This window comes from Dongia sp., from assembly GCF_041906375.1.
Lineage (GTDB): Bacteria > Pseudomonadota > Alphaproteobacteria > Dongiales > Dongiaceae > Dongia.
Genome location: NZ_JAYRJJ010000005.1, coordinates 26,306 through 50,922, shown reverse-complemented (window position 1 = coordinate 50,922; position 24,617 = coordinate 26,306). Strand labels below are relative to the sequence as shown.

The 24,617-nt window shown below is 61.0% G+C and carries 25 protein-coding genes and 2 tRNA genes; 18 read left to right on the top strand and 9 right to left on the bottom strand.

Features of this window, described 5'->3' with window-relative positions; translation table 11 throughout:
* Positions 1-5: 5 nt before the first annotated feature.
* Positions 6-506, top strand: a complete 501-nt coding sequence (locus ACE3OA_RS15815) for a hypothetical protein (RefSeq protein WP_374312407.1) — start codon at positions 6-8, stop codon at positions 504-506.
* A gap of 67 nt (positions 507-573) precedes the next feature.
* Positions 574-753: a hypothetical protein gene (locus ACE3OA_RS15810; protein ID WP_374312405.1), complete on the top strand. Its 180-nt coding sequence runs from the start codon at positions 574-576 to the stop codon at positions 751-753.
* Between the two features lie 256 nt (positions 754-1,009).
* Here the strand turns inward: ACE3OA_RS15810 and ACE3OA_RS15805 are convergent.
* A tRNA-Thr gene (locus tag ACE3OA_RS15805) sits at positions 1,010-1,084 on the bottom strand.
* Between the two features lie 535 nt (positions 1,085-1,619).
* On the opposite strand from ACE3OA_RS15805, the gene dcd reads away from it, so the two are divergent.
* From dcd to ACE3OA_RS15755, 10 genes are all read left to right on the top strand, one after another.
* Positions 1,620-2,174, top strand: a complete 555-nt coding sequence (gene dcd, locus ACE3OA_RS15800) for a dCTP deaminase (protein WP_374312403.1) — start codon at positions 1,620-1,622, stop codon at positions 2,172-2,174.
* Between the two features lie 21 nt (positions 2,175-2,195).
* The gene (gene murA / locus ACE3OA_RS15795) at positions 2,196-3,479 is read left to right on the top strand and encodes a UDP-N-acetylglucosamine 1-carboxyvinyltransferase (RefSeq protein ID WP_374312401.1); all 1,284 of its coding nucleotides are present in this window, start codon (positions 2,196-2,198) and stop codon (positions 3,477-3,479) included.
* Between the two features lie 4 nt (positions 3,480-3,483).
* Positions 3,484-4,005 carry a DUF2948 family protein gene (locus ACE3OA_RS15790; protein ID WP_374312399.1) on the top strand — a complete coding sequence of 174 codons (522 nt, stop codon included), beginning with the start codon at positions 3,484-3,486 and terminating at the stop codon, positions 4,003-4,005.
* Positions 4,002-4,652 (top strand): ATP phosphoribosyltransferase, encoded by a 651-nt coding sequence (gene hisG, locus ACE3OA_RS15785; protein WP_374312397.1) that lies wholly within the window; start codon positions 4,002-4,004, stop codon positions 4,650-4,652. Before ACE3OA_RS15790 ends, hisG begins: the two co-directional genes overlap by 4 nt.
* A gap of 10 nt (positions 4,653-4,662) precedes the next feature.
* Positions 4,663-5,133: a UPF0262 family protein gene (locus ACE3OA_RS15780; protein WP_374312395.1), complete on the top strand. Its 471-nt coding sequence runs from the start codon at positions 4,663-4,665 to the stop codon at positions 5,131-5,133.
* A gap of 6 nt (positions 5,134-5,139) precedes the next feature.
* Entirely contained in the window at positions 5,140-5,586 is a 447-nt protein-coding gene (locus ACE3OA_RS15775) for an arsenate reductase ArsC (RefSeq protein ID WP_374312393.1), read from the top strand.
* A gap of 58 nt (positions 5,587-5,644) precedes the next feature.
* Positions 5,645-6,214 carry a nucleoside triphosphate pyrophosphatase gene (locus tag ACE3OA_RS15770; protein ID WP_374312391.1) on the top strand — a complete coding sequence of 190 codons (570 nt, stop codon included), beginning with the start codon at positions 5,645-5,647 and terminating at the stop codon, positions 6,212-6,214.
* Between the two features lie 2 nt (positions 6,215-6,216).
* Positions 6,217-7,170 (top strand): ribonuclease E/G, encoded by a 954-nt coding sequence (locus ACE3OA_RS15765; RefSeq protein WP_374312389.1) that lies wholly within the window; start codon positions 6,217-6,219, stop codon positions 7,168-7,170.
* Positions 7,127-7,324, top strand: coding sequence for a DNA gyrase inhibitor YacG (locus ACE3OA_RS15760; protein WP_374312387.1), 198 nt, complete (start codon positions 7,127-7,129; stop codon positions 7,322-7,324). Before ACE3OA_RS15765 ends, ACE3OA_RS15760 begins: the two co-directional genes overlap by 44 nt.
* A gap of 90 nt (positions 7,325-7,414) precedes the next feature.
* Positions 7,415-7,490: transfer RNA gene (locus ACE3OA_RS15755), tRNA-Phe, on the top strand.
* A 42-nt stretch (positions 7,491-7,532) separates the two neighbouring features.
* On the opposite strand, the gene ACE3OA_RS15750 is transcribed toward ACE3OA_RS15755, so the two are convergent.
* The 5 genes from ACE3OA_RS15750 to ACE3OA_RS15730 form a co-directional block, all read right to left on the bottom strand.
* Positions 7,533-8,669, bottom strand: coding sequence for an NAD(P)/FAD-dependent oxidoreductase (locus tag ACE3OA_RS15750; protein ID WP_374312385.1), 1,137 nt, complete (start codon positions 8,667-8,669; stop codon positions 7,533-7,535).
* A 102-nt stretch (positions 8,670-8,771) separates the two neighbouring features.
* Positions 8,772-9,107, bottom strand: a complete 336-nt coding sequence (locus tag ACE3OA_RS15745; protein WP_374312383.1) for a hypothetical protein — start codon at positions 9,105-9,107, stop codon at positions 8,772-8,774.
* A 142-nt stretch (positions 9,108-9,249) separates the two neighbouring features.
* On the bottom strand, positions 9,250-11,679 hold the full coding sequence (locus tag ACE3OA_RS15740; protein WP_374312381.1) for a mechanosensitive ion channel family protein: 2,430 nt from the start codon (positions 11,677-11,679) through the stop codon (positions 9,250-9,252).
* 179 nt (positions 11,680-11,858) lie between these two features.
* Positions 11,859-12,539 carry a ChrR family anti-sigma-E factor gene (locus ACE3OA_RS15735; protein WP_374312379.1) on the bottom strand — a complete coding sequence of 227 codons (681 nt, stop codon included), beginning with the start codon at positions 12,537-12,539 and terminating at the stop codon, positions 11,859-11,861.
* Positions 12,536-13,258 (bottom strand): sigma-70 family RNA polymerase sigma factor, encoded by a 723-nt coding sequence (locus tag ACE3OA_RS15730; protein WP_374312377.1) that lies wholly within the window; start codon positions 13,256-13,258, stop codon positions 12,536-12,538. The genes ACE3OA_RS15735 and ACE3OA_RS15730 overlap by 4 nt, the downstream gene beginning before the upstream one ends.
* Positions 13,259-13,398: 140 nt before the next feature.
* Here ACE3OA_RS15730 and ACE3OA_RS15725 point away from each other — a divergent pair, with 140 nt between their 5' ends.
* From ACE3OA_RS15725 to ACE3OA_RS15710, 4 genes are all read left to right on the top strand, one after another.
* Positions 13,399-14,829 (top strand): NAD(P)/FAD-dependent oxidoreductase, encoded by a 1,431-nt coding sequence (locus ACE3OA_RS15725; RefSeq protein WP_374312375.1) that lies wholly within the window; start codon positions 13,399-13,401, stop codon positions 14,827-14,829.
* Between the two features lie 11 nt (positions 14,830-14,840).
* A complete protein-coding gene (locus ACE3OA_RS15720; protein WP_374312373.1) occupies positions 14,841-15,656 on the top strand; it encodes a DUF1365 domain-containing protein in 816 nt (271 codons plus the stop codon).
* Positions 15,657-15,696: 40 nt separating this feature from the next.
* Positions 15,697-16,869 carry a class I SAM-dependent methyltransferase gene (locus ACE3OA_RS15715; RefSeq protein WP_374312371.1) on the top strand — a complete coding sequence of 391 codons (1,173 nt, stop codon included), beginning with the start codon at positions 15,697-15,699 and terminating at the stop codon, positions 16,867-16,869.
* Positions 16,870-16,939: 70 nt separating this feature from the next.
* Positions 16,940-17,455 carry a DUF3833 family protein gene (locus tag ACE3OA_RS15710; protein ID WP_374313035.1) on the top strand — a complete coding sequence of 172 codons (516 nt, stop codon included), beginning with the start codon at positions 16,940-16,942 and terminating at the stop codon, positions 17,453-17,455.
* On the opposite strand, the gene ACE3OA_RS15705 is transcribed toward ACE3OA_RS15710, so the two are convergent.
* Positions 17,425-19,542 (bottom strand): sensor histidine kinase, encoded by a 2,118-nt coding sequence (locus tag ACE3OA_RS15705; protein ID WP_374312369.1) that lies wholly within the window; start codon positions 19,540-19,542, stop codon positions 17,425-17,427. The genes ACE3OA_RS15710 and ACE3OA_RS15705 overlap by 31 nt on opposite strands.
* Before the next feature lie 177 nt (positions 19,543-19,719).
* On the opposite strand from ACE3OA_RS15705, the gene shc reads away from it, so the two are divergent.
* Both shc and ACE3OA_RS15695 read left to right on the top strand, forming a co-directional pair.
* Complete coding sequence (gene shc, locus ACE3OA_RS15700) at positions 19,720-21,675, top strand: squalene--hopene cyclase (protein ID WP_374312367.1); 1,956 nt, start codon at positions 19,720-19,722, stop codon at positions 21,673-21,675.
* On the top strand, positions 21,675-22,316 hold the full coding sequence (locus ACE3OA_RS15695; protein ID WP_374312365.1) for a nucleoside phosphorylase: 642 nt from the start codon (positions 21,675-21,677) through the stop codon (positions 22,314-22,316). The genes shc and ACE3OA_RS15695 overlap by 1 nt, the downstream gene beginning before the upstream one ends.
* Here ACE3OA_RS15695 and hpnH read toward each other — a convergent pair.
* Together hpnH and ispH are read right to left on the bottom strand one after the other, a co-directional pair.
* Positions 22,287-23,441, bottom strand: coding sequence for an adenosyl-hopene transferase HpnH (gene hpnH / locus ACE3OA_RS15690; protein WP_374312363.1), 1,155 nt, complete (start codon positions 23,439-23,441; stop codon positions 22,287-22,289). The genes ACE3OA_RS15695 and hpnH overlap by 30 nt on opposite strands.
* A gap of 25 nt (positions 23,442-23,466) precedes the next feature.
* A complete protein-coding gene (gene ispH, locus ACE3OA_RS15685; RefSeq protein WP_374312361.1) occupies positions 23,467-24,408 on the bottom strand; it encodes a 4-hydroxy-3-methylbut-2-enyl diphosphate reductase in 942 nt (313 codons plus the stop codon).
* Between the last annotated feature and the right edge of the window lie 209 nt (positions 24,409-24,617).

The following is a 24,617-nucleotide window of genomic DNA, read 5'->3' as shown; positions in this document are numbered from 1 at the left end:
GCGGCATGATCGGCATCGATGACCTCGCTGTTGCCGGCATTCTCGGCGTTGCCAAGCGGAACTGGAAGCCGTTGCTGCTTGGCGGGGTAGGGCTCGCCGCGGCGGTCTATATCTGGATCCTGCGGGGCGACGTCGCCGACCTCGAGCGCGACGTCGTAGCGGCCCAAAAAGGTGAGCAGGCGGCGCAGACCGAACGCGACATCTGGCAGGCCAGCGCCGAAGCCCAAGCCGCCGGCGCGCGTGACGCCTACCGCGTGGTCGAAGGCCAGAAGCGCCAGATCGACCTCCTCACCACCGCTTGGCGCGACACCAGGGCCGATGCCGAGAAAGCCGCCGCGCGCGCCAAGGCCAGGGCCGCAGCCTATGCCGAGGCCGAGCGCAACACCACGGAGAGATCCCATGATCCGAAAGCTGATCCTGCTGACATCGCTCTGCGCAATTTTGAGTGCCTGCGCAGGCTCCGGGAAGCCGGCGCTTCCGCCACCGCCGCCACCTGTCGAGACTAAGGTCGTCTTTGCCCCGCTCGATGGCGCGCTTCTGGACTGCCCGCAAGGGCCGGATCTGGCTGCGGCCATGGCGCAGGTCGAGGCGGTGAAATACGACCCGACGCTGCCTACGGCCGACGCCAAGGCCAATGCCATCATCGGCATCCAGGGCGTCACCATGCTGCGGTACCAGAGCGACCTCACGACCTGTCGCGACAATCTCGAAACGATCCGCAGCATCCAGGGCAAGGAAGCCCCGGGGCCGTGATTCGGGCGCTCGCATTGGCGCTTTTGCTCGCCGGCTGTCAGATCGAGCTGCCGGGAGGGATGTTCTCCCCGCTCCAACCCGAGCGGCCGGTGGAGTTTTTGGTTACCGTTTGGACGATCCGTTTCTGACCCGGACTGTGGGGTAAAGGTAGAACATTTTCCCCACACAATTCCCCAAGTTTGAGCGGATCATAGCAGATTATTAGCAGTCGCTATCTATTCTGCTAAACCAAAAAATCAATTAAATCAATGGGAAGTGGTGCCGTCGAGAGGAATCGAACCTCCGACCCCGTCCTTACCAAGGACGTGCTCTACCCCTGAGCTACGACGGCGCCGTTTAGAGCTTCTTATCAAGCGGGCTTGGGTGAGGCCCGGTGAAGCGGCGCGGAACATGCCAGAAGGTGTTTCCGATAGCAAGCGCCGTGACGACAGGGAAGAATTCACGCCGGGAATGCTCTAAACAGCCTTGGCCGGGCCCTATTTTGGCCGTAATTAAATGGTGTCAATTCAGTTACTTGCAGTAAACGAGCCGAGGCGGGAAAAGCATGGCCAACGGGGAGGACGAACGACCGGCGGCAGGGAATGCCAAGCCGGCCGCAAATGACAAGGCGGAGCGGCTGGCGGCTGCTTTGCGGGCGAATCTGAAACGCCGGAAGGTCCAGGCCCGCGACCGGGCGGAAATCGGCCGGGAACCGCCTGAAACCGATCAAAAAACACGCTAGATCCAGAACACGCTAGAACTTGAGGCTTGGCAGGCCTTCCGATACAAACGGCGCGATTGGGTGGAGCGCTGGCAGTTGAGCGAATCCACCTGGCAAACCGTTCACCCAACCCCAACCTTCGACACGCAAAGGGACCCTACCGCCTATGTCGATCATGCCCGATACCTGGATCCGCGAGATGTCGCAAAAGCACGGCATGATCGAGCCATTCGTCGAAAGTCAGAAGCGCGATGGCGTCATCTCCTATGGCGTCTCTTCTTATGGCTACGACGCGCGCGTGTCGCCAGAATTCAAGATCTTTACCAATGTCGATTCCGCCGTGGTGGACCCGAAGGAATTCAACCCGAAGAGCTTCGTCGACCGTGAGGCCGATGTCTGCATCATTCCGCCCAATTCCTTCGCGCTGGCGCGCACGGTCGAATATTTCCGTGTCCCGCGTGACGTGCTGGTCATCTGCCTTGGCAAGTCGACCTATGCCCGCTGCGGCATCATCGTCAACGTGACCCCGCTCGAGCCGGAATGGGAAGGCCATGTGACGTTGGAATTCTCCAACACCACCCCGCTTCCCGCCAAGATCTACGCCAATGAAGGCGCCTGCCAATTCCTGTTTCTCAAGGGCGCTTCGGCCTGCGAGACCTCGTACAAGGACCGCGCCGGCAAGTATATGGGCCAGCGCGGCGTCACGCTGCCGCGGCTTTAAGAGAGATCGGATCAGATATTCATGGATCGCATTCGCATTCGCGGCGGCAACGCCCTCAAGGGCGAGATCAGGATCAGCGGCGCCAAGAACGCCGCCTTGCCGCTGATGTGCACCTGCCTGCTGACCGATGACGAGGTTCGGCTCGATAACATGCCGGACCTTGCCGACATCACGACGATGACGAATCTGCTCGCTCATCTCGGGGTCGAGGTGACAACGCGCCAGTCGCTGAAGGGCCGCTCGGTGAACTTTTCGGCAAAGGGCCTCGCGATCACGACCGCGCCCTACGATCTGGTGCGCAAGATGCGCGCCAGCGTCCTGGTGCTGGGGCCGCTCATCGCCCGCCATGGCCAAGCCAAGGTGTCGTTGCCCGGTGGTTGCGCCATCGGTACGCGCCCGGTCGACCTCCACATCAAGGGCCTGCAGCAGATGGGCGCCGAGATTGAACTCGATTCCGGCTATATACTTGCCAAGGCGCCCCATGGCCTCAAGGGTGGCGAAGTTACCTTTCCCAAAGTCTCCGTCGGCGCCACCGAAAACCTGCTGATGGCAGCCACCTTGGCCAAGGGCGAGACGCACCTTATCAACGCGGCGCGGGAGCCGGAAATTTCCGACCTCGCAAACTGCCTCAACGCCATGGGTGCCGAGATTGAAGGCATCGGCACCGATCATCTCAAGATCCAGGGCGTCGACCAACTCCACGGCTGCACCCATGCCGTGGTGGCCGACCGGATCGAAGCCGGAACTTACGCGATGGCGGCGGCTATCACCGGCGGCGAGGTCGAGTTGGTCGGCCTTCATCACGAACTGATCGGCGCTGCCGCCTCGACCCTGTCGCAGGCTGGCGTGTCGCTGACAGAGACACCGCGCGGCCTCATGGTGAAGCGCAAGAACGGTGCGCTCAACGGTGTCGATGTGATGACCGAACCATTCCCCGGTTTTCCGACCGACCTCCAGGCGCAGATGATGGCGCTGATGACGACGGCCGAAGGTGCTTCCATGATCACCGAGACGATCTTCGAAAACCGCTTCATGCATGTACCGGAACTGGCGCGCATGGGTGCCAGCATCAATGTGCACGGCTCCTCGGCGATGGTGCGCGGCGTCAAGAAGCTTACCGGCGCCCCGGTCATGGCGACGGATCTGCGTGCCAGCGTGTCGCTGGTTCTTGCTGGCCTGACGGCTGAGGGCGACACCTATCTAAACCGCGTCTACCATCTGGATCGCGGCTATGAGCGGCTCACCGACAAGCTCTCCGCTTGTGGGGCGGAGATCGAGCGCCTCAGCGACGGCGCGGCGGAGTAGGGACATGGCGAAGCCGGCCAACGCGAATGATATGCGCCTGATGGCGAAGGATGCCGATGATCTCGCGATCATCGCCGCCTGCCTGCAGGACGCGTTGGTGCCTATCTCCGAGGTGCAATATCTCAGCACTGAGCAGCGCTTCATCATGCTGCTTAACCGGTTCCGCTGGGAACGCCAGCCGGCTGGTCGTCACGCACCCACGGCACCGGCCAAGGCGGATGCCAGCTTCCACGATGCCGATGATTATTACGATACCGAGCAGCGCATTCACTGCGGACTCTGCGCCGACAAGGTGACGGCCGTGCGCAGCCGGGGCGTTGATCTCAAGCAAAGAGGCAAATTCCTGTCGTTGTTGACGCTGCAGGTTGATGGAACGCATCTCAATCTGCTGTTTTCCGGCGGTGGGGTCATTCAATTGACGATTTCAGAACTCAGCGTCTTCCTCAAGGACATGGGCGAGGGATGGCCGACGCAATGGCGCCCGGATCATGAGCGCGAAGGTGCTGGCACCAAGGGGCGAGAATGAGTGACGTTTTTGTTCTGGCCTTGCCGAAGGGGCGCATCCTCAAGGAAGTTCTCCCGGTCCTGAAGCGCGCCGGCATCGAGCCCGAAGCCGAGTTCGCCGATGAAAATTCGCGCGCCCTCCGATTTCGCACCAACGATCCGCGGCTGGAGATCATCCGCGTGCGTAGCTTCGATGTGGCGACCTTTGTGGCCTTCGGTGCGGCTCAGCTGGGAGTTGCCGGCAATGACGTGCTGCTCGAATTCGACTATCCGGAAATCTACGCGCCGGTCGACCTCAGGATCGGGCATTGCCGCTTGTCTGTGGCTGAACCTGCTGATCTCTCGGCAACCGACGATCCCAGCCGCTGGTCGCATATTCGTGTTGCCACCAAATATCCCAATATAACGCAGAGCCATTTCGCTGCGCGCGGCGTGCAGGCGGAGTGCATCAAGCTTTCGGGCGCCATGGAATTGGCACCGACCCTGGGCCTCTGCCGTCGCATCGTCGACTTGGTTTCCAGCGGTGCTACCTTGAAAGCCAATAACCTGGTCGAGATTGAGAAGATTGCCGAAGTCACATCGCGCCTCATCGTCAATCGTACGGCGATGAAGACCTACCCGCGCGAAATCGACGAGCTCGTCGAGCGCCTGCGTCTGGCCGTGGGCTGACCGACCCGCCATGACCACCGGCCGGCTGATCCGCATCGATCTCGACGAGGAATCGACGGCACGCCGATCGCCGGAGGTCGAGCGAGAGCGCGCGGTCGCCGTTTTCGATCTGCTCGAAGAAAACGAATTCGTGCCGGCGATCGAACACAAGGGCCCCTATCACCTGGGTCTCTCGATCGAGGAGAACCGGCTGGTTTTCGACATAAAGGACGCGGCCGAAGCACCGCTCTACAAATTCATCCTGTCGCTGTCGCCATTTCGCCGCATCGTCAAAGAATATTTCGACATCTGCGAGAGCTACTACCACGCCATCAAGACCGCCTCGCCGTCGCAGATCGAGGCGATCGACATGGGTCGGCGCGGCTTGCACAATGAGGGGTCTGAGATCCTGCGCGAAAGGCTCGCCGGGAAAGTCGAAGTCGATTTCAACACTGCGCGCCGGCTATTCACGCTGATCTGCGCGCTCCACGTCAAGATGTGAGGCCGCATGCCGCAGGGCCTTCCCGGCAGCGTCCTCTTCTGTTGCACCTACAATTCTGTGCGTTCACCGATGGCCGAGGCGATCATGAAATATCTCCACGGCACCCGGGTCTATGTCGATTCAGTGGGAGTGCGCGCGCAGGAGGTCGACGGTTTCGTGGTCGCCGTGATGGACGAGATCGGCATTGACGTCACCAAGCACCGGTCCAAGACCTTCGACGATCTGGAGGATGATTCCTTTGACCTCATCATCTCGCTGTCGCCGGAGGCGCAGCACAAGGCGGTCGACATGACCAGGACCATGGCGTGTGATGTGGAGTTCTGGAATACCATGGACCCGACCATCGTCGAGGGCAGCCGCGAGGACCGGTTGGAGGCCTATCGCGCTGTTCGCGACGGCCTGATGAAGCGGATTCGAGAGCGTTTTCCGGTCTCGGGCGCTCCCCAGATATGAATTTCGGGCGTACGCTATTCTACAACGTTAAATTAGCATCATTCTGGAAGGCCAACTCTTGCCCCTCATCCTAGCCTCCGCCTCGCCCCGGCGCCTCGACCTTCTGAAACAGATTGGCATTACGCCGGCCGTGATCGACGCGCCGCATATTGACGAAACGAACCAGAAGGGCGAATTGCCCGCCGTCTATGCCAAACGCATCGCGGCAGAGAAACTGGATGCGGTGGCGGCCCGCCATCCGGGTGCCTATGTGCTGGCGGCAGACACCGTGGTGGCCCTCGGGCGACGCATCCTGCCCAAGGCAGAGGACGAGAAGACGGCACGCAAGTGCCTGGAATTGCTATCGGGTCGGCGGCACAAGGTGATTGGCGGCATCGCCATCTCGGCACCGGATGGCCGGCGCGCGGTCCGAGTGGTGAGCACCGGTGTTGTCTTCAAACGGCTCGACGCCACAGAGTTCGAGCGCTATATCGCAAGCGGCGAGTGGCACGGCAAGGCTGGTGGCTATGCCGTGCAGGGCCTAGCAGCCGCTTTCATCCCCGACATCGCCGGCTCCTATAGCAATATCGTGGGCCTCAGTGTCAGCGACGCCTATGCCATGCTGATTGGGCTAGGCTTTCGAGGGTAATCATGGCGGATCATGTCTTTGTCAGCATCTCACTGGATCGCATCGAGTTCTTTCGCTGGGCGAACGACCGCCTCGCGCAGGCGTTTGTCGAGGGGACCGGTGCGGGCAGTGTGATTGGCGGCATCTATCTCGGGCGCGTTATCCGGGTGGAACCCAGTCTCAATGCCGCCTTTGTCGAGATCGGGCTGGATAAGCCCGGCCTGCTGCCGCTGAAGAAGCAAGGTGCCCGACCTGGTGAGGGCGATGCGCTGATCGTCCAGGTCCGTCGCGAGGGGCGCGAGGAGAAGGGTGTTCGGCTGACCACCAGTATCAAGACACTCGTCGATGCGGCTGCCATCGCCAAGTCGAAGCAGCCGCCGGCTCTACTGGTGGCACCACCGAATCTGTGGCAGCGATCGCTGGGGGCGCTGGATGATGTGGCAAGCATCACATGCGATCGGCGCGTGGACGTGCCAGTCATTGATGAATGGTGCAGGCGACATCGGCCGACCTTGGCCGGCAAGGTCGAATTTCTGGCGGAGCGCGACTGGGTTCCCTCCCGCGCCGACATCAAGGATGCGATCGCCGAAGGTTTGGATGAGGAAGTGCTGTTGCCGGGCGGCGGCAAGTTGCTGTTCGAACCGGTGCGCACACTGACAGCGATTGACGTCAATTCGGCGGCGGCGACAGCGGAAAAGGGCTTCGAGCGGACAGCACTGTCGGTCAATATCGAGGCTGCGCGCGAAATTCCGCGTCAACTCGCCTTGCGCAATCTGGGCGGCATCGTTGTGATCGACTTCATCGACCTTGAAAACCGCAATAAGCGAGATCAGGTTATCGAGGCGTTGCGACAGGCGGTTGGGGTCGATCCGGCCATAGAATGGGTCGGCAACATGTCGCGGCTGGGATTGGTGGAATTGCTGCGCAGGCGCAATGGCCCGACGCTTTCAGAGATGTGGCAGGTGGCAAATGGCTAAATGTCCAATCTGTGGCAAGCCGACCGAACCGGAGTTTCGTCCCTTCTGCTCGGCGCGCTGTAAGAAGGTCGATCTCAATCGATGGCTGAGCGATGTCTACCGAGTCCCGGCCGACGCTACCCCGCCGGATGAGGATGGCAAGTCAAGCGATTGATCCGGCATACCTTTTTGGCTAAATAGGCGATCTCATTTGCGGCTGGACAAGGTCGGTTAAAGCCATTAAATATCCGCCGGTTCCAACGTGGCCCGGGTAGCTCAGTTGGTAGAGCAGCGGATTGAAAATCCGCGTGTCGGCGGTTCAAATCCGTCCCCGGGCACCACTTTCCCTATCAGAAAATCGAATGTTCGCCAGAACGCCCCTGTCAGCGGGTGTGGAATAATTCTGCGTCTTCGGCGCTTGGCGGCACGCCTAAGCCGGCGGCGACGCGTTCGGCCAGCGCCAAGCTGGCGGTGAGGCCGGGGGATTCGATCCCGTAAAGGCAGACCAGGCCAGGGGCGCCGTGATCGGCTTCGCTTGCGATGAGGAAGTCTGAATCAGCGCGTGGATCGCGCGAGAGCTTGGGGCGGATGCCGCAATAAGCTGGCACAAGCGAATTGTCGGCAAGCGCCGGATAGTAGCGACGGATTGCGGGATAGAACTTGGCGGCGCGGTCGGGATCGAGACTGTAATCGATCTTGTCGATCCATTCGACATCGGGGCCGAAACGCACCTGTCCACCAAGATCGAGCGTCACATGCACACCGAGACCGCCGGGTTCCGGCATTGGATAGACGAGACGCGAGAAGGGCGGCTTTCCGCCTTGCAAGGTGAAGTAATTGCCCTTGGCGAAATGGGTGGCCGGCACGCGGTCGGGGGCAAGACCCAAGGCGCGCGCCACTTGGCTCGCCTGCAGGCCAGCAGCGTTGACCACATGCCGCGTCTTGATGTCGTCGGGTTCGTCGCCGCCGAGGCCGATCTGCCAATGATCGGATTTTCGCATACCACGGATGACGGGCGTGCGCAGGGAGAGGGCCGCGCCGGCATTCTCGGCATCACCCAGGTAGCTCAGCATCAATTGGTGGCTGTCGATGATGCCGGTTGATGGGGAGAGCAGAGCAGCCACGCAATGGAGTTCCGGTTCCATCGCTTTTGCTGCGGCGACGGAAAGGATATGCAAGTCTTCGACCCCGTTGGCTAGCGCCTTGTTTGCCAAAGCCTCAAGTGTCGGGCGCTGGTTTTCATCGGTCGCCACGAGAAGTTTGCCGATCTGGCTGTGCGGGACGCCACGCGTCGCGCAATAGCGATAGAGCGCCCTGCGGCCGCTGACGCAGAGCTGGGCCTTCAGGCTGCCAGTCGGATAGTAGATGCCGGCATGAATGACCTCGCTGTTGCGCGAACTGGTTTCGCTGCCGATCGACGAGCCGGAATCGACGATAATTACTTCGCGCCCAGCACGGGCAAGACGGCGGGCAATGGCAAGGCCGACGACACCGGCACCGATGACGAGAAAGTCGAGCATGGCTCCGACACTAGCAGTGCTCCCATCGGGCGTCACCAGGACAAAGCAAACGTGGTGGGACCCTAAGCCCCACCACGTTCCGGCGGCGATCAAATGCTCCGATTACAGGTGGTCAGTTTCGGGCTGAGTCGAGGGATGGTTGCCGCCATCTTCCGGATCTGGATCCGGGTCCGGATCGGGATTGCCGCCACCGTCTCCGTCGCCGTCGCTTTCGTCTCTCTCGCTGTGATCATTGTCAGACTCGTGCTTATTCGGCTGGTTCGGTTCACCACCGGCAGCCGTCGTCACGTCCAGGTCGCACTTTCCCTGGTCAACAGCCTGCAGAAAGGCTTCGCTCGGCAACTGGTCGCAATTTCCCTGCGCCGTTTCGTTGGTCTGCGCACAGGCGGCCATCAGTGCCGCGAGCGCGATCGCGGTAAGAAGTTGGATCTTGCGCATATTGTCGTCCTCCAATGTGATCATGTACCGCCGAATGCGGGTTCCATGTCCGTTGGTGCCATGAGGACGTCGAACGGTTCAAATGCAGGGAAAATGCGATGGCATCAGCGTGACGGCTATCACAGTGGGCCGGGCGGACGGCCTATTCCTCCGCGGAAATCGGCCCGCTGGCCTTGGGCTGCTTGGTCGGTTCGGTCGCCGGCGGCGGCAGCGACTCAGCTCTCGGCCGGATGAAGCTGGCGGTATGGGCCATTTCCACGCCATGGGCGTGGAATGCGGCGTCGATGGCAAAATTGAGATCCGATGTCACCTGATTCACATAGGCGGTGTCGATGACGAAGCAGCGCAGTTCAAATTCGAGGCCAATGTCGACGAAGCGCTTGAACAGGACGGTCGGCGACGGTTCGGCACAGACGCGGCGCTGCTGTCGCGCGCAATCGAGCAGCAGGTCGCGGACGAGCTTCGTGTCGGTACCCGGCACCACGCGCATTGGAATGACGATGCGGATGATGCGATCGCGTAGAGTCCAGTTGACGACAGAATTGGCGATGAGTTCCGAATTGGGGAAGATCACGCTGGCATTGTCGAAAGTTTCGACCTCGGTGGAACGCACCGAAATGCGTTTGACCGTGCCTTCAGTGCCGCCGACCACGATCCAGTCGCCCACCTTGATGGGGCGTTCGATCAAGATCAGGATGCCGGCCACGAAATTCTCGACGATGGTCTTCAAGCCGAAGCCGACACCGACCGACAAGGCGCCGGCAATGATCGCGACGCTGGAGAGGTCGATGCCCAATGTTACGACGGCCAGGGTGATGACGATAATGCTGGCGACATACCCAAAGCCGGCGGCGACCGAGTTCTGCAGGCCGATATCAAAGCGCGATTTCGGCAGAATCTGGTTGGAGAGCCAGCGCTTGACACGGCCGACGACGAAGAGGCCAGCCACCAGCACAAACAGGGCCAGCACGATCTCGCTCAGCGAGAGTGAGACCTGGCCCACCTGAATGCCGCCCACCGCCCGGTTGATGATGAGATTAAGCAGCGCCGGCGAGAGGCCATAAAAAAGCAGCAACAGATAGGCGGCCGGCAGCCAAAGGACGGTTTCGACCAAGAGCCTGGCCCAGAAGGTGAGGCGGAAAGCATGCCCGGTCCCCGGTGTTGCCGCCGCACCTTCGTCGGTTACCTCGGAGCCTAGGATACGCGCCAGGCCTTCCAGCATGACAGAGCGCAGCAGCCATACCACGCCGACGAGGACCAGTGTGGCCGTGACGGCTATCAGCACCGATTCCGACAGATAGGCATAGCCGGCGAGTGACAGCAGCGGTGATGCGCAGGCGACGATGATGAGTACGCGTCGGACGAAGCCCATGATGCCGGCAAGGCGTGCATCCGGAGCGGCCCAATAGACGCGGCGTAGCAAAGAGAGTGCGATAACGCCGATCACGACGTCGCGCACGAAAGTGTTGCAGGCGGTAAAGGCGTCCGCGGCGATGGGACCCTCTTTTGTGCCCATCAGATAGATCATGTTAAAGATGGCGACCATGATCGCCAGCAGCGTGACACGGTTGGCGATCTGCTGCGCACCCTGTGGCGTTACCGGAATGACACGCCAGTTTGGGAGGTGGGGGGACAGGGTCGCACGGGCGAGGCCCGAAACAAGCAGGAACACCATGACATTCTTGGCGCCGCCGCCGACCAGTTGCGTAAAGAAGTCTTTCTCGACCGGCACGGTAACATCCACCAATGCCCAGAGGGCGATGAGGAAGATGCAGGGCAGCAGAATGTCGGAAACGGCCATGGCGCCGGCCGCCAGAATGCGCCGCGCATGGCTCGGTTCTTCGATGCCGTGATTGGGTCCCCAGCGGCGGCGAAGGAAAAGATGTAGGGGCCAAGCGAGGAAAAGGGCAAGTGCCGTAAGGATCGAGCCACCGAAGAGGACGATGCTCTGCATGCCCTCGGCCGCAATAACCCGCCACCAGCGTTGTGGTGCGGCCAGGGTGTCTTCGACGGCGCCCAGCATTTGCTGCCAGCCTTCAACCCAGACGCCCGGCTTCAGCGGTGCAGGCAGCCGCTTGAGGATGAAGGCGGTGCGCTGTCCCTGCTCATGCACGCCTAAGGCGCCAATGAGATTCTGCGCGCGCACGGTGGTGAGCTGGGCCTGGCTTATATAGCCATCGAGTTCAGCTTGGCGCCTGGTGAGGGTTGCGCGAGTGTTGGCGACCTTGTCGTCTTCGGGGGGAGCACCTTCGACAGGCGCCGGTCCCAGGCTCTGCAGCTCGGCGACAATGGACTGCAGGGCTTGCTGGCTGGCACTGCGCAGCGCCTGCGCCTCGCCAATGATTCCGGAAAGTTCCTTGGTCGCCGCGTCGATCTGAGGGGGATCAAGCTCCTCCTGCTGCAAAGCAGCCTCCGCCGCCTTCAGAGTCTTTTCCCAACCGGCCACGCGCTGCGTGGCCTCGACGAGAGGCGATTGCCCGGTTGACGTCTGGGCCAAAGAGGGGCTGTCGACGGTTGAGAGGAACAGGGCAAAAAAGACGAAAAAAGCGATTGAAGCGCGGGTTACCCGCATTCTGACGGCCTGCAGTGTGAATTGGGTAAATGAATGCGTCAGAGTAGCCAGCCCGGCGCTGAAGTCCAGGGGCTACACGACGCAGGCAGGAGTTCGGCCGGTCACATTCCCGGCACGAGGCATAACCGGTCGATAGGGAAATAGTTTCGCCCGGTTAGATGGCCGGGTCGGACGCTCGGCTAAATGCCGATGAATGGCTGCATCAGGCGGCCGATCCAGCTGTCGAAGCGCAACGGAGCATCGGTAACGGCCAGGCAGATGCAGACATCCTCGGTCCCGGCGACCGGTCGGTGGTTAACGCTCTCATCCGCCACCTCGATATCGCCGCGCGCATAGCGTTCGCCCTGGGAGCTGTAGCTGCCCCTGAGAACGAGGGTCAGTTCGGAGCCACCGTGGCCATGGTCGAAGACGGAACGACCGGGTGCGATGCGCAGAAGCCGCGCCGTGACGCCCTCGGCGTTCACCAGCGGCATATGATGAATGCCCGGCCCGAGGGGACGCCATTTCACGGCATCGACATCGCCACCGGCATAGCGGCGCAAGGGCGCCGGCAGGACGATCGACGAGGAGGGCGCCAGTGCATTTTTTGTCGGTGCTGACAGGGAAATGGCTTGCGGTGCCGGCGCCTTGGCGCGAGCCAAGGTGGCCGCCAGGGCGCCATCGGACATCGCCGCTTCTGGGAGCGCATCAATGAGGTTACCGCCGAGTGCCTCATATTCCGCCGCCTGCCTACGGCAGCAAGGGCATAGGCTCATATGCGTGGCGATGGCAAGGGCGCTTGCTTCGTCGAGTGCCCCAGCCACATAGGCGGCGATCAGGTCTTCACCCGGGTGATGAGCGATGGGGGGAAGGGGGGTCATGAGTCGGGCTCTCCAAGGGCCTTGCGGAATCGCTGGAAGGCGAGGCGCATGCGCGACTTCACCGTGCCGAGCGGAATGCCGAGCTGCACAGCAATTTCGGCATGAGGTTTGTCTTCGAAGAATGAGAGGCGGACAATGGTTGCCTGTTCCCTTGGCAGGGTTTCAAGCGCCGCCCGCACGGCCTGCGCCTGCTGGCCATGATCGAGTTCGGCCTCGGGCGAACGCGGATCGTCGGGCACCAGCGTTGGATCATCCAGTTCGATCTCGGGCCGTTTCCGCCGGCGCAACGCATCAATGCGGAGATTGCGGGCGATCGAGAAAATCCAGGTGCCAGCACCAGCCTTGTCAGAGTCGAAAAGATGCGCCTTTCGCCAGACCATGGCCATGGCTTCCTGCGCCAGTTCCTCGGCCATGTCCTCGGCGGCGCCTAGCTTGCGCATGTAGGATTTCAGTCGTGGGGCATAATAGCGAAACAGCTCAGCGAATGCAGCTTCGTCGCGCGACAGCTTCAAGACGCACAGAAGCTCGGTCATGCGTTCGGCGCCTGTTTCGGCTTTGGCGCCAACGGGCTCCGAATCGCTAACGCTCATTCTGTTCGACGCTGATCGTAAATCTGCCCATGAACCCCTTTTAGACTGTTTCTTGTCGGGGCGCATCCACACGGCATTGAGGAGGCCGGAGGCGGGCAGGATCTGACGGATGACATGCGCGTTTTCCATGCCATCGTTACGACACCTGTCGCCGTCTGGATCAGCCGTCGGAACCCCCCTTCATTCCGGCACCTGGTGATCTGGCCGCCGATCCAGCACGTAACGCTGTCACAAATAAGCATTTTTTGACGATCTTATAAGGGCGGTTCATGGCTCCGAACGACCAAGCTACCTTCTTTCCGACCGAGATCGCCCCACCTCAATTCAGTCCTGTCGCGCCGGATATGCCGGCGCGCCGGCTGCGCGTGGCCGTCCTGGGATCCGGGGTTTCGGGGTTGGCCGCCGCCTGGTTGCTGGCGCAACGCCATGACGTGACGCTTTATGAGCGGGATGGTCGGCCGGGCGGACACAGCCATACGGTCGAATTGGATTTGCCGGAAGGACGCGTGCCAGTCGATACCGGCTTTATCGTCTTCAACGAGCGCACCTATCCTAATCTCACAGCACTGTTCGATCATCTGGGGGTTGCCACCCAGGCGACCGACATGTCTTTCGCTGCGTCGGTCGATACTGGGCGCTTCGAATATTCGGGCGGCAACCTGCGTGGCCTCTTTGCGCAAAAGCGGAATTTGCTGCGTCCGCGCATGTGGCGCATGATTGCCGACTTGCTGCGCTTCTATCGCGAGGCGCGCCTGGCTTCGGTTAGCGACGTGACGCTCGGCGATTATCTGGACGCAGCCGGCTACGGCGCGAGCTTCGTGCATGACCATCTGCTCCCTATGGGGGGCGCCATCTGGTCCACCTCGCCGCGGCAGATGCTGCAGCATCCGCTGGGGGCGTTCGTACGGTTTTGCGACAATCACGGGCTGCTGCAGGTAATGGACCGACCCTGTTGGCGCACGGTGGTCGGCGGCAGCCGGACCTATGTCGAGCGGATGCTATCGGCCCGGCCGATCGATCTTAAACTGAATGCACACATTGCCGCCGTGCAACGCGGTGGCGCCGGACCCAGCCTGGTTTTTGCTGATGGAACAACCGCGTGGTTCGATGCCGTTGTCATGGCGACCCATGCTGATCAGGCCCTGGGTCTGCTCGCCGCGCCGACGGCGCTCGAGCGCCGGCTTTTGGGGGCTATGCGCTATCTGCGGAACGATGCGGTGCTCCATGGCGACGCAAGCATGATGCCGAAGCGGCGCGCTGCCTGGTCGAGTTGGAACGTGCTGAGCGAAAGAGCAGGGATTGAAAACGACGCGCAGGTCTGCGTCACTTACTGGATGAACCGGCTGCAGCATCTGCCGGTGGCGCGCCCAGTCCTGGTAACGCTCAACCCGAACCGGCCTGTGCGCGAGGATCTCGTTTGGGGGCGGTTCGACTACGCCCATCCCTTGTTCGACCGCGCGGCCGTAAAGGCGCAGCGTGAGTTGTGGTCGCTGCAAGGTCAGGGAGGCGTCTGGTATTGCGGCGCCTATTTCGGTGCCGGATTTCATGAAGACGGGCTGCAGGCGGGTCTCGCCGTGGCGGAACGGCTGGGCCAGGTGCGCCGACCCTGGCAGGTGGCTCATCCATCAGGTCGCATCCATCTGCCGGAAATGCCGGGTCTCGCCGATCTCCTGCCGGCGCCCGCGGTATTGGCGATTTGAAGGGGATAGCCATGTGGCGATCGGGCATCTATTGCGGCAGCGTCATGCATCGACGGGTACGACCGAAGCGGCATCATCTGCGCTATAGCGTGTTCTATCTTGTGCTCGATCTCGATGAGTTGCCGGACCTGCAGTTTGCCATGCTCGGCATCGAACGCCCGGCGCCGCTCTCGTTTCGCGCCAAGGATCATGGCGACGGCAGCGGCAACCTCAAGGCCTGGGTGCTGCGGGAACTGCGGGCGGGCGGGGTCGCCGGCGACATCGGGCGCATCAAGCTGATGTGTTTCCCACGCGTTTTCGGCTTTGTCTTCAACCCGATCTCGGTCTTTTTTTGCTATGCAGCATCTGGCGAGATCGCTGCGATTCTATATGAAGTGAATAACACCTTTGGCGCACGTCATGCATATGTGCTGCCGGCAGAGGCCGCGGGAGACAAGGTTTTCCAGACCTGCGCGAAGCGCCTCTATGTTTCGCCCTTCAACGACGTCTCGGGTGGCTATCATTTTGCCGTGCGGCTGCCGGGTGAGAAGGTGGCGCTCTCCATCGACCAGCACGATGCCGGCGGCCATTTGCTGCGGGCGGCCTTCGCGGGACGGCGCCGGGAGTTGACCGAAAAGGCCCTGCTGCGGCTGTTGGTGGTTTACCCGCTTCTCACCCTCAAAGTCGTGGCCGGCATTCATTGGGAAGCCCTGAAATTGTGGCTTAAGGGGGTCCCGCTTCACAAACGGCCAGGATCCGTCGATACTTCCCGTCGGTCTGACATTGCCGCACCTGACATGAGGGGGGACAAGCATGGCGGGGTCTTTTCAGAGCCGGGATCCGCATAATCCCGAAAGCCATGGAGCAGACATGGGGAACAGAGGCCTCATGTCCGGTCTTTGGGAGACGGTCTTCAACCGCACCCTCAACCATCTGCGGGTCGGGCGCCTCGCAGTGCTGTTTCCCGATGGTCGCCGCCACGCTGTCGAGGGCGCGGAGCCAGGTCCCGAAGCGGAGCTTGAGATCCGTGATCTCAAAGGCATCCAGCGGCTCCTGCGCGGTGGCGATATCGGCTTTGCCGAGGCCTACATGGCGGGCGAAGTGGACAGCCCGGACCTCACAGACCTCATCGAACTGGCGGCGCGTAACGAGCAGGCGATGGCGGCGGCGCTATCTGGTAAGCGGCTGGTGAAGGCGTGGCACCGACTGCTCCATCTGATGCGGCCCAACAGCAAAGCCGGTGCCAAGCGCAACATCGCTTATCACTACGATCTGGGGAACGAGTTCTACGGCAAATGGCTCGATCCCTCGATGACCTATTCTTCGGCCTATTTCGAACGCGGCGCCAATGAACTTGAGGCGGCGCAGGCCGACAAGTACCGGCGCGTGGCGGAGTTGGCGGAACTGGCGCCCGGCAAGCATGTGCTGGAGATCGGCTGCGGCTGGGGCGGTTTTGCCGAAGTGGCGGCGCGCGATTTTGGCTGCAATGTTACGGGTCTCACTTTGTCGAAAGAGCAATTGGCCTTTGCCCGGGCGCGCATGCAGCGGCAGGGCCTTGCTGACAGGGTCGAACTGCGCCTGCAGGATTACCGCGATTGTCCCGGGCGCTTCGATAGCATCGTCTCGATCGAGATGTTCGAGGCGGTAGGCGAAGCGCATTGGAAGCGATATTTTGACGTCCTGCGAGAGCGGTTGAACCAGGGTGGCACAGCGGTCTTGCAGATCATCACCATCGCCGAGGCGCGTTTCGAAAGCTATCGGCGCAATGCCGATTTCATCCAGCGTTATATCTTCCCTGGTGGCATGCTCCCAACCAGCACCGCCTTACGCGGGCTGGCGCGCGAGAGTGGACTGGAGTTCCTGGGCGAGGACGGCTTTGCTGGTTCCTATGCGCGCACCTTACGCGAGTGGCGGGAATCCTTCTTGCAGGCCTGGCCGCGCATCCAGCCCCTAGGCTTTGACGATCGCTTCCGCCGTATGTGGACTTATTATCTCGCCTACTGCGAGGCCGGGTTCAAGGCGGGCTCGATCGATGTCGTGCATCTGAAACTGCAGCGCTGAAGGAGTGATCTATATCGGCACGCAGTCCGTAACTGGAGCAAAGACATGGCCCCGTTGCGGATGTGATGTGATGAAGATCGAGTTTTTTGGCGGAAATCAGCCGATGTTTGAGCCGGAAAAATACTTTCTTGGCAAGACGCGTGGCGCTGGGATGTTCCACGACCGTTTTGGCAATCTGCGGACCCAGTTCACGATCGACATGATGGGTGAGATAGAGGGCGACATTCTCGTTCTCTCCGAAGATTTCCTCTTTGATGACGGCTCGACAGACCGACGTACCTGGCGGCTCGCGAGCCTGGGTCACGGGCGTTATGAAGGCGTCGCCAGCGACGTGATCGGCATGGCGAAGGGCCGGGTTGTCGGCAATGCGTTCCAGTGGTGCTATAAGCTCAATCTTAAAGTAGGCGGCGGACATTGGCGCGTCGCCTTTGACGATTGGTTGTTCCTGCAGCCGGGCGGCGTCATCCTCAACCGTGCCACTGTTACGCGCTGGGGCTTCGAAATCGGTACGATGACAGCGACTTTCAGCAAGAAGAGCGTCGATTCGATTTCGGATCAGTTGATGAGTGCTTCCGCCTTCGCTTGAACCGGCGAGAGATAGTCCTGCTTCACTCGTTGCGGCGGGAATACCAGCCCCATGCGGGTGCCTTGGCCGACCTTTGTTTCCACCGTCACATCACCCTCGTGCAGGCGAATCAATCCCCTGGTGATGGAAAGGCCGAGCCCGGTGCCGCCGCGGCCCGCTGGCGCATTCTCCGCGATATGCGCCGAACGGATTCCGAAGGGGGAGAAGAGCAGCGGCAGCATACGGTCAGGAATGCCAGAGCCGGTGTCGGAGACGGCCACCATCAGGCCGCCCTGCGGTGTGGGATCGGCACTGACTGATACGGTGCCCGCGGCCGGGGTGTGGCGGATCGCGTTGCTGAGCAGGTTGAGCAGCATCTGGTTAAAGGCGCGTCTGTCGCAATTGAGAACAATGGGCAAAGTGCCGGCCGGTGCATGCAGGATGACTCCGCGTTCGTCGGCTGCCGGCTTCACCATGGCGAGACAGCCATCGATCAGCGGCCGGATATCATAGCTGTCAAACTTAAGATCCATTTTGTCGGCCTCGATCTTGGACAGATCAAGGATGTCGTTGATGAGGTCGAGGAGATGCTTGCCGCTGTGGTGGATATGGCCGACATATTCGCCGTAGCGCTTGTCGCCGAGCGGTCCATAGAGCTGCAAATTCAGAATTTCCGAGAAGCCTAGGATGGCGTTGAGAGGAGTGCGGAACTCGTGGCTCATATTGGCGAGCACATTCGACTTGGTGCGGTTGGCGCGCTGCAGCTCGGAATTACGACTCTCCAGCTCGCGACGCGCCTCTTCGAGCTTGCGATGCGACTTGCTGATACGCTCCGCCATGGCGTTGAAGGTGCTGGCGAGGCGACCAAGTTCGTCACTGCGGCGAATCTCGGCACGGACGTCCTGTTCACCATTCTCAAAGCGCTGCACGGAACCAGCCAGCAGCCGCAACGGCTGGACGACACGCTGCTGAACAAGGGCGTGAATAGCCATGGCGACCAGCAGGAAGGCGATCAGGGTGACGATGGCGGATCCGAGGAAAGCGTCGGGAACGCGCCCCGCGACGCTTTCTTGCGGCACGATGTCGATCAATGTCCAGTTCGGCCCGGCGATCCTGCTCGCAGTTGCCAACACCGGCTGGCCTTGGAATTCCGTCGTCGTGACGATCGATGTCTCCAAATCGCCAAGTCTCTTTATGACCGGAGCGAGGGCTTTGTCGATGACTGCTTTGTCCGGCGCCGAGAAAGCGACGCTTTCGATCTGATTCTGCCATTCGCCGGCCAGCATGTAGCCGCCATCAGCGTCGATCAGAAAATCCTGCGACTTGGCAAAGCTCGGATTGCTGGCGAGGCGATCGAAGAGGCCGGCAAGAAAAAGATCATGCCCAATCGAGCCCACCCATTGGCCGTTGATATCCATGGGCTTGGCGACGCTCACCATCCATGACCGTGCCACGGGATCATACGCTGGTTTGGTCCAATACAGTGACCGCGTCGGGTTGACGGCCGGGTCGGCACCCTCGATCCATTCCGTCTTCGTGTAGTCATCTTCCGGCGTGGCGTCCCAGATGAAAGACGGCACGCGCGGCATCAGAACGATCATCGAATGCCAGCGCGTGAGGAGCCAGAGCGAGTCGAAGGTTGGGACCGTTCCCGCGCCATAGAGGTCGATGATGGGATATAGGCGCGCATGCAGGGCTAGAGAGGCCTCGGTGCGCGGCGTTCGCGGGTCGAGATAGAGCCCGGCGTGCTGCCTACCGTTGAATTTCTTGGGATCGGACCGCATCGTACCGTCGATGAACGGTATCGCGAGGCGCTTCAGGGCGGCTTTGTCGGCCGGCCCAGGGGGCGGCACCATGGCTGCCGCAATGAAGCCTTGCAACTTGGTGAGACTGGGCTCTGCCATGGCAAGCGTCGCTTCGATCTCGCGGCGCTTGCTTTCCTGAATGCTGAGGATGATGTGCTTGGCGTCTTCCAGCGCCCAGCGCTCGCTGAAGAAATATAGCAGGAAGCCGGCTGGCGCGCCGATCAGGAAGACGCTGACCGCCAGAGCCGCCATCAGCTGCCGAGACAGCCTACCGCCCAACCATCGCTGAATTCCTGCCAGCATCGAACACCTTCCGGACCGAGCCAGAAAAATGACTGACGAGAATTAATAAAGCATTGAAATATCACGAATTAACGGTAGCAGGGGAATCCGCGAATCATACGGTAAAGGGTTGAAAACAGGGGAAAAGTCGCGCATTCTCCGGCCAGTCATCAGAAAATATTAGAGTGATTCAAAAGAATGAGCAGTCGCAACCTCGCTGCCCAGGCGGAGATTGGCGTTGCCGCATTGGCGGGACGTTTGGAACTGGGAATCGAAAAAGCTGCCGACGCCCTGCTGAAGCAACAGCGGGAAGATGGCCATTGGGCCTTTGAACTGGAGGCCGATGCGACTATTCCCGCCGAGTATGTCTTGCTGAAGCACTTCCTGGACGAGATTGACACGGCCACGGAAGCGAAGATCGTTCGGTATCTGAAGAACATCCAGGGTGCCCATGGCGGCTGGCCGCTCTATCACGGTGGCGCCTTCAACATCTCGGCCTCCGTGAAGGCGTATTACGCCCTCAAGATCTGTGGCGAGGATATTGATGCGCCGCATATGAAGCGGGCGCGCGAAGCGATCCTGGGATTCGGCGGCGCGGTGAAGAGCAATGTCTTCACGCTGATCCAGCTTGCGCTATTCGGTCAGATCCCTTGGCGGGGCGTACCGAAGATGCCGGTTGAGATCATGCATCTGCCACGCTGGTTTCCGTTCCATCTCGACAAGGTCAGCTATTGGTCGCGCACGGTGATCGTGCCGCTGCTGGTGCTGATGTCGAAGCAACCCAAGGCACGCAACCCGAAGCGGGTCGATGTGCGGGAACTGTTCCTGGTGCCGCCGGAACAGGTCACCAATTGGTACAATATGGACCGTAAAGGACCTTGGGCAGTCTTCTTCCGCGTGGTCGATCGTATCCTGCAGCGCGTCGACGGGTTGTTTCCGAAGAGCGTTCGCCAGAAAGCGGTCGACAAGGCCGTGGCCTGGACGATCGAGCGCCTCAATGGCGAAGACGGGCTGGGCGCCATTTACCCGGCAATGGCCAATTCGGTCATGATGTTCGATGTGCTGGGCTTTGACAAGAATGACCCCAATTTCGTCATCGCCAAGCAGTCGATCGAAAAGCTGATGGTAGTCAAGGATGATGAGGCCTACTGCCAGCCCTGTCTGTCGCCAGTCTGGGATACGGGCCTCACGGCCCATGCCCTGCTTGAGGTGGGCGGAGAGGCGGCGGCACGCGTAACTGCGGCCACCGACTGGCTGAAGGACCGGCAGATTCTGGACGTGGTCGGCGATTGGGCGGTGAAGGCGCCGGGCGTGCGTCCTGGCGGCTGGGCCTTCCAGTACAACAACGCGCATTACCCGGATGTTGATGATACCGCTGTCGTGGTGATGGCAATGGATCGCCTGGACCATGCCCGCTACAAGGAATCGATCGACCGTGCCGTGGAGTGGATCTTTGGCCTGCAAAGCAAGAATGGCGGCTGGGGTGCTTTCGACGCTGACAATGAGTACTACTATCTCAACCACATTCCATTCGCCGATCACGGTGCGCTGCTTGATCCGCCGACGGCAGACGTCTCCGCGCGTTGCCTCTCCATGCTGGCACAGCTCGGTTACAAGATCGATCACCCGAAGGTGACGGCGGCCGTTGACTACCTGCTGCGCGAGCAGGAAGCGGATGGCGCCTGGTTCGGACGCTGGGGCACCAACTACATCTATGGCACTTGGTCCGTGCTATGCGCGTTGAATGCGATCGGGCTGCCGCCGGACCATCCGGCCATGCGCAAGGCGGTGGCATTCCTGATCAGCAAGCAGCGCGCGGATGGCGGCTGGGGTGAAAGCGGCGATAGCTATTGGGCCGACAAGCCGCGTGGTGAAGGGCCGGAATCCACGCCCTCGCAAACGGCCTGGGGCGTGCTCGGCCTGATGGCAGCTGGCGAGGTCGATAGCCCCGCTGTGGCGCGCGGCATGGCGTATCTCACCGACACGCAAAAGGCTGACGGCACCTGGGACGAGCAGGAATACACTGCCGTCGGCTTCCCACGTGTTTTCTACCTGCGTTACCACGGCTACAAGGCGTTCTTCCCTATTTGGGCGATGGCGCGGTATCGCAACCTCAAGCAGGGTAACGCGCAACACGTCATGTACGGGATGTGATGACGATCGGCGTCGTCACCGGGATGTTGGCCGAAGCCAGGCTTCTTGATGGGCTCGGCTATCATGTGGTTGCCGGCGGCGGGCATGCGGGGGCCACGCGGCGGAAGACCGAAGAGCTCATCGCGGCTGGTGCGACGTCGTTGCTGAGTTTCGGCATTGCCGGTGCACTCGATCCGGCGCTGCAGCCGGGCGACCTAGTCGTTGCCGAAGCGGTGGAACTCGCCGATGGACGGCGCTTTCCCTGTGACGCCGCATGGCGGCACCGCGTGTTGGAAAAGAGTGAGGCCATCGGCGGTGTGATTGCCGGGCGATCCATCGCAGCCTCCACATCAGCCGAAAAGAGCGCGCTGTTCAAGGCGACCGGTGCCGTTGCGGTCGATATGGAAAGCCATCATGTGGCAGAGATCGCCAGTCGGCATGGCCTGCCATTCCTGGTGATCCGCGCTGTGGCCGATACGGCGCAGGATAATGTTCCGCCAGCGGCACTTGTAGGCCTCAACGAAGAAGGACGGCCCGCGATCGGCGCCGTCCTTCAGTCTTTGCTCATAAGGCCCTGGCAATTGCCTGGGCTGATCCGCGTTGCGCTGCGCTCGCGAACCGCGATGGCGGCGTTATTCCGCAGCCGCGCGGCCCTGCTTTAGGCGCTCTTTCTCCTCGTGGATCTCGTGCATCGCCTTCTCGACATGGCTTGAGAAGACGTATTCGGCCGGACGCTGCTTATCGAGCGAGATGTCGGCCACCATCGGCTTTTCCGTTTCGATGCCCTTCATGACGACCTTCAAGGCCTTCAGTGGGCTGCGAATGGTGTCTTTCACGGCGCTGCCTTCGAAGCCTGAATGGACCATGCAATCGGCGCACTTCTCGTAATTGCCGACGCCGTACTTATCCCAATCGGTTGTTTCCATGAGTTCGGTGAAAGACTTGGCGTAGCCTTCACCGAGCAGATAGCAAGGGCGCTGCCAGCCAAACACGTTGCGGGTCGGGTTGGCCCAGGGCGTGCAGTGATAGGCCTGGTTACCGGCCAGGAAGTCGAGGAACAGGGTTGACTGGCTGAACTGCCAGCGACGACCACCATTGCCTTTGCGGAAGATGGCACGGAACAGATCCTTGGTCTTCTTCCGATTGAGGAAATGCTGCTGGTCGGGCGCGCGCTCATAGGCATAGCCCGGCGAGACGGTGATGCCATCAACGCCCATGGCCATCACGTCGTCGAAGAAGCTCGCTGCACGATCAGCATCGGTGCCGTCGAAGAACGTGCAGTTGATGTTGACGTTGAAGCCGGCCGCCTTGGCCTTCTTGATGGCATCCACGGCCTGCTCGTAGACGCCTTCCTGGCAGACCGACTTGTCATGCTCGGCCTTCGAACCGTCGAGGTGAACGGACCAGGTGAAATAGGGCGACGGCTTGTAGAGATCCATCTTCTTTTCGAGAAGAAGGGCATTGGTGCACAGATAGATCGAACGCTTCTGCTCGTTGATCAGGCGATCGACGATCTCCGGCAGTTCCTTGTGCAGCAGCGGCTCGCCGCCAGCGATGGAAACCACAGGCGCGCCACATTCATTGGCGGCGTCGAGGGCTTCCTGCACCGAGATGCGCTTATTGAGGATCTCGGCCGGGTAATCGATCTTGCCGCAGCCGGAGCAGGCGAGATTGCAGCGGAACAATGGCTCCAGCATGAGCACGAGCGGATAACGCTTGCGACCCAGGATGTGCTGCTTGACCACATACGATCCGACGCGGATGGCTTGGCGCAATGGGACGGACAAGGGGTGATCTCCTTCTTCTTATTCTTTACTGCGCCGCGGCCGACTGGTCAGCCAGTTCGGGCGGCAAGCGGAAACGGACGTTCTCTTCGACGCCTCGCATCAATTCGACCTGGACGTCCTTCAGTTCCTGAAGCCGTGCAACCAAATCCTGGACCAGAACATCGGGCGCCGAGGCGCCGGCGGTGACGCCGACGGAGCCGACATCGACGAGCCATTCGGGACGCAGCTGTGAAGCGTCCTCGATCAGGTAGCTCTTGATGCCCAATTCTTTGGCCAGTTCCTTGAGGCGGTTGGAGTTCGACGAATTGGGGGCGCCGATGACAAGGACGAGGTCGACCTGTTCAGCCAACTGACGCACGGCCTGCTGGCGATTCTGCGTGGCGTAGCAGATGTCCTTGGTGCTGGGGCCGACGATCTCCGGGAAGCGGGCCTTCAGGGCCTCGATCACGGCTTTGGTGTCGTCGACTGACAGCGTGGTCTGGGTAATGTAGGCGAGCTTGGCCGGGTCGCGAACATTGACCTTGGCAACATCGTCGATGGTTGAGATCAGAAGAACGCCGCCCGGCACCTGGCCCATGGTGCCTTCGACTTCGGGATGGCCGGCATGTCCGATGAGGATCACCTGCCGACCCTGATCGGCATAGCGCGTGCCCTCGGTGTGGACCTTGGAAACAAGCGGGCAGGTGGCATCGATGACATTGAGGCCGCGCTCCTGTGCCGCCTGGACAACGGTCTTGGAAACACCATGGGCGCTGAAGATCGCGTAACGGCCTTCAGGAATCTCGTCGAGCTCCTCGACAAAGACGGCGCCCTTGGCGCGCAACCCTTCGACCACATGCCGGTTGTGCACGATTTCGTGACGCACATAGACCGGCGGTCCAAAGCGCTCGATGGCGCGCTCGACGATTTCAATCGCGCGTTCGACGCCGGCGCAGAAACCGCGCGGCTGAGCCAGAACTACCCGCATGCCATTCGATCCAATTTGTTCAACAAGAAAGCGACAAATACCCTAGCATAGCGCTCAGTTTTGGCGCCTTATTTCAACGCAAACCAACCGCGGCGAATAGCTGGGACTGAAAGCACCGTTTACACAGAATTGCCTTGTTTGACCACAGCAAATACCCCATGCGGGTGCTAACATCCGGCATGTTACAAGGAAATGCGCAATAATCTAAC

Bases quoted from the DNA above. Each gene is read 5' to 3' on its own strand.
- ACE3OA_RS15815 (WP_374312407.1), top strand. From the start codon at position 6: ATGATCGGCATCGATGACCTCGCTGTTGCCGGCATTCTCGGCGTTGCC.
- ACE3OA_RS15810 (WP_374312405.1), top strand. From the start codon at position 574: ATGGCGCAGGTCGAGGCGGTGAAATACGACCCGACGCTGCCTACGGCC.
- dcd (WP_374312403.1), top strand. From the start codon at position 1,620: ATGTCGATCATGCCCGATACCTGGATCCGCGAGATGTCGCAAAAGCAC.
- murA (WP_374312401.1), top strand. From the start codon at position 2,196: ATGGATCGCATTCGCATTCGCGGCGGCAACGCCCTCAAGGGCGAGATC.
- ACE3OA_RS15790 (WP_374312399.1), top strand. From the start codon at position 3,484: ATGGCGAAGCCGGCCAACGCGAATGATATGCGCCTGATGGCGAAGGAT.
- hisG (WP_374312397.1), top strand. From the start codon at position 4,002: ATGAGTGACGTTTTTGTTCTGGCCTTGCCGAAGGGGCGCATCCTCAAG.
- ACE3OA_RS15780 (WP_374312395.1), top strand. From the start codon at position 4,663: ATGACCACCGGCCGGCTGATCCGCATCGATCTCGACGAGGAATCGACG.
- ACE3OA_RS15775 (WP_374312393.1), top strand. From the start codon at position 5,140: ATGCCGCAGGGCCTTCCCGGCAGCGTCCTCTTCTGTTGCACCTACAAT.
- ACE3OA_RS15765 (WP_374312389.1), top strand. From the start codon at position 6,217: ATGGCGGATCATGTCTTTGTCAGCATCTCACTGGATCGCATCGAGTTC.
- ACE3OA_RS15760 (WP_374312387.1), top strand. From the start codon at position 7,127: ATGGCCCGACGCTTTCAGAGATGTGGCAGGTGGCAAATGGCTAAATGT.
- ACE3OA_RS15750 (WP_374312385.1), bottom strand. From the start codon at position 8,669: ATGCTCGACTTTCTCGTCATCGGTGCCGGTGTCGTCGGCCTTGCCATT.
- ACE3OA_RS15745 (WP_374312383.1), bottom strand. From the start codon at position 9,107: ATGCGCAAGATCCAACTTCTTACCGCGATCGCGCTCGCGGCACTGATG.
- ACE3OA_RS15740 (WP_374312381.1), bottom strand. From the start codon at position 11,679: ATGCGGGTAACCCGCGCTTCAATCGCTTTTTTCGTCTTTTTTGCCCTG.
- ACE3OA_RS15735 (WP_374312379.1), bottom strand. From the start codon at position 12,539: ATGACCCCCCTTCCCCCCATCGCTCATCACCCGGGTGAAGACCTGATC.
- ACE3OA_RS15730 (WP_374312377.1), bottom strand. From the start codon at position 13,258: ATGGAAAACGCGCATGTCATCCGTCAGATCCTGCCCGCCTCCGGCCTC.
- ACE3OA_RS15725 (WP_374312375.1), top strand. From the start codon at position 13,399: ATGGCTCCGAACGACCAAGCTACCTTCTTTCCGACCGAGATCGCCCCA.
- ACE3OA_RS15720 (WP_374312373.1), top strand. From the start codon at position 14,841: ATGTGGCGATCGGGCATCTATTGCGGCAGCGTCATGCATCGACGGGTA.
- ACE3OA_RS15715 (WP_374312371.1), top strand. From the start codon at position 15,697: ATGTCCGGTCTTTGGGAGACGGTCTTCAACCGCACCCTCAACCATCTG.
- ACE3OA_RS15710 (WP_374313035.1), top strand. From the start codon at position 16,940: ATGAAGATCGAGTTTTTTGGCGGAAATCAGCCGATGTTTGAGCCGGAA.
- ACE3OA_RS15705 (WP_374312369.1), bottom strand. From the start codon at position 19,542: ATGCTGGCAGGAATTCAGCGATGGTTGGGCGGTAGGCTGTCTCGGCAG.
- shc (WP_374312367.1), top strand. From the start codon at position 19,720: ATGAGCAGTCGCAACCTCGCTGCCCAGGCGGAGATTGGCGTTGCCGCA.
- ACE3OA_RS15695 (WP_374312365.1), top strand. From the start codon at position 21,675: ATGACGATCGGCGTCGTCACCGGGATGTTGGCCGAAGCCAGGCTTCTT.
- ispH (WP_374312361.1), bottom strand. From the start codon at position 24,408: ATGCGGGTAGTTCTGGCTCAGCCGCGCGGTTTCTGCGCCGGCGTCGAA.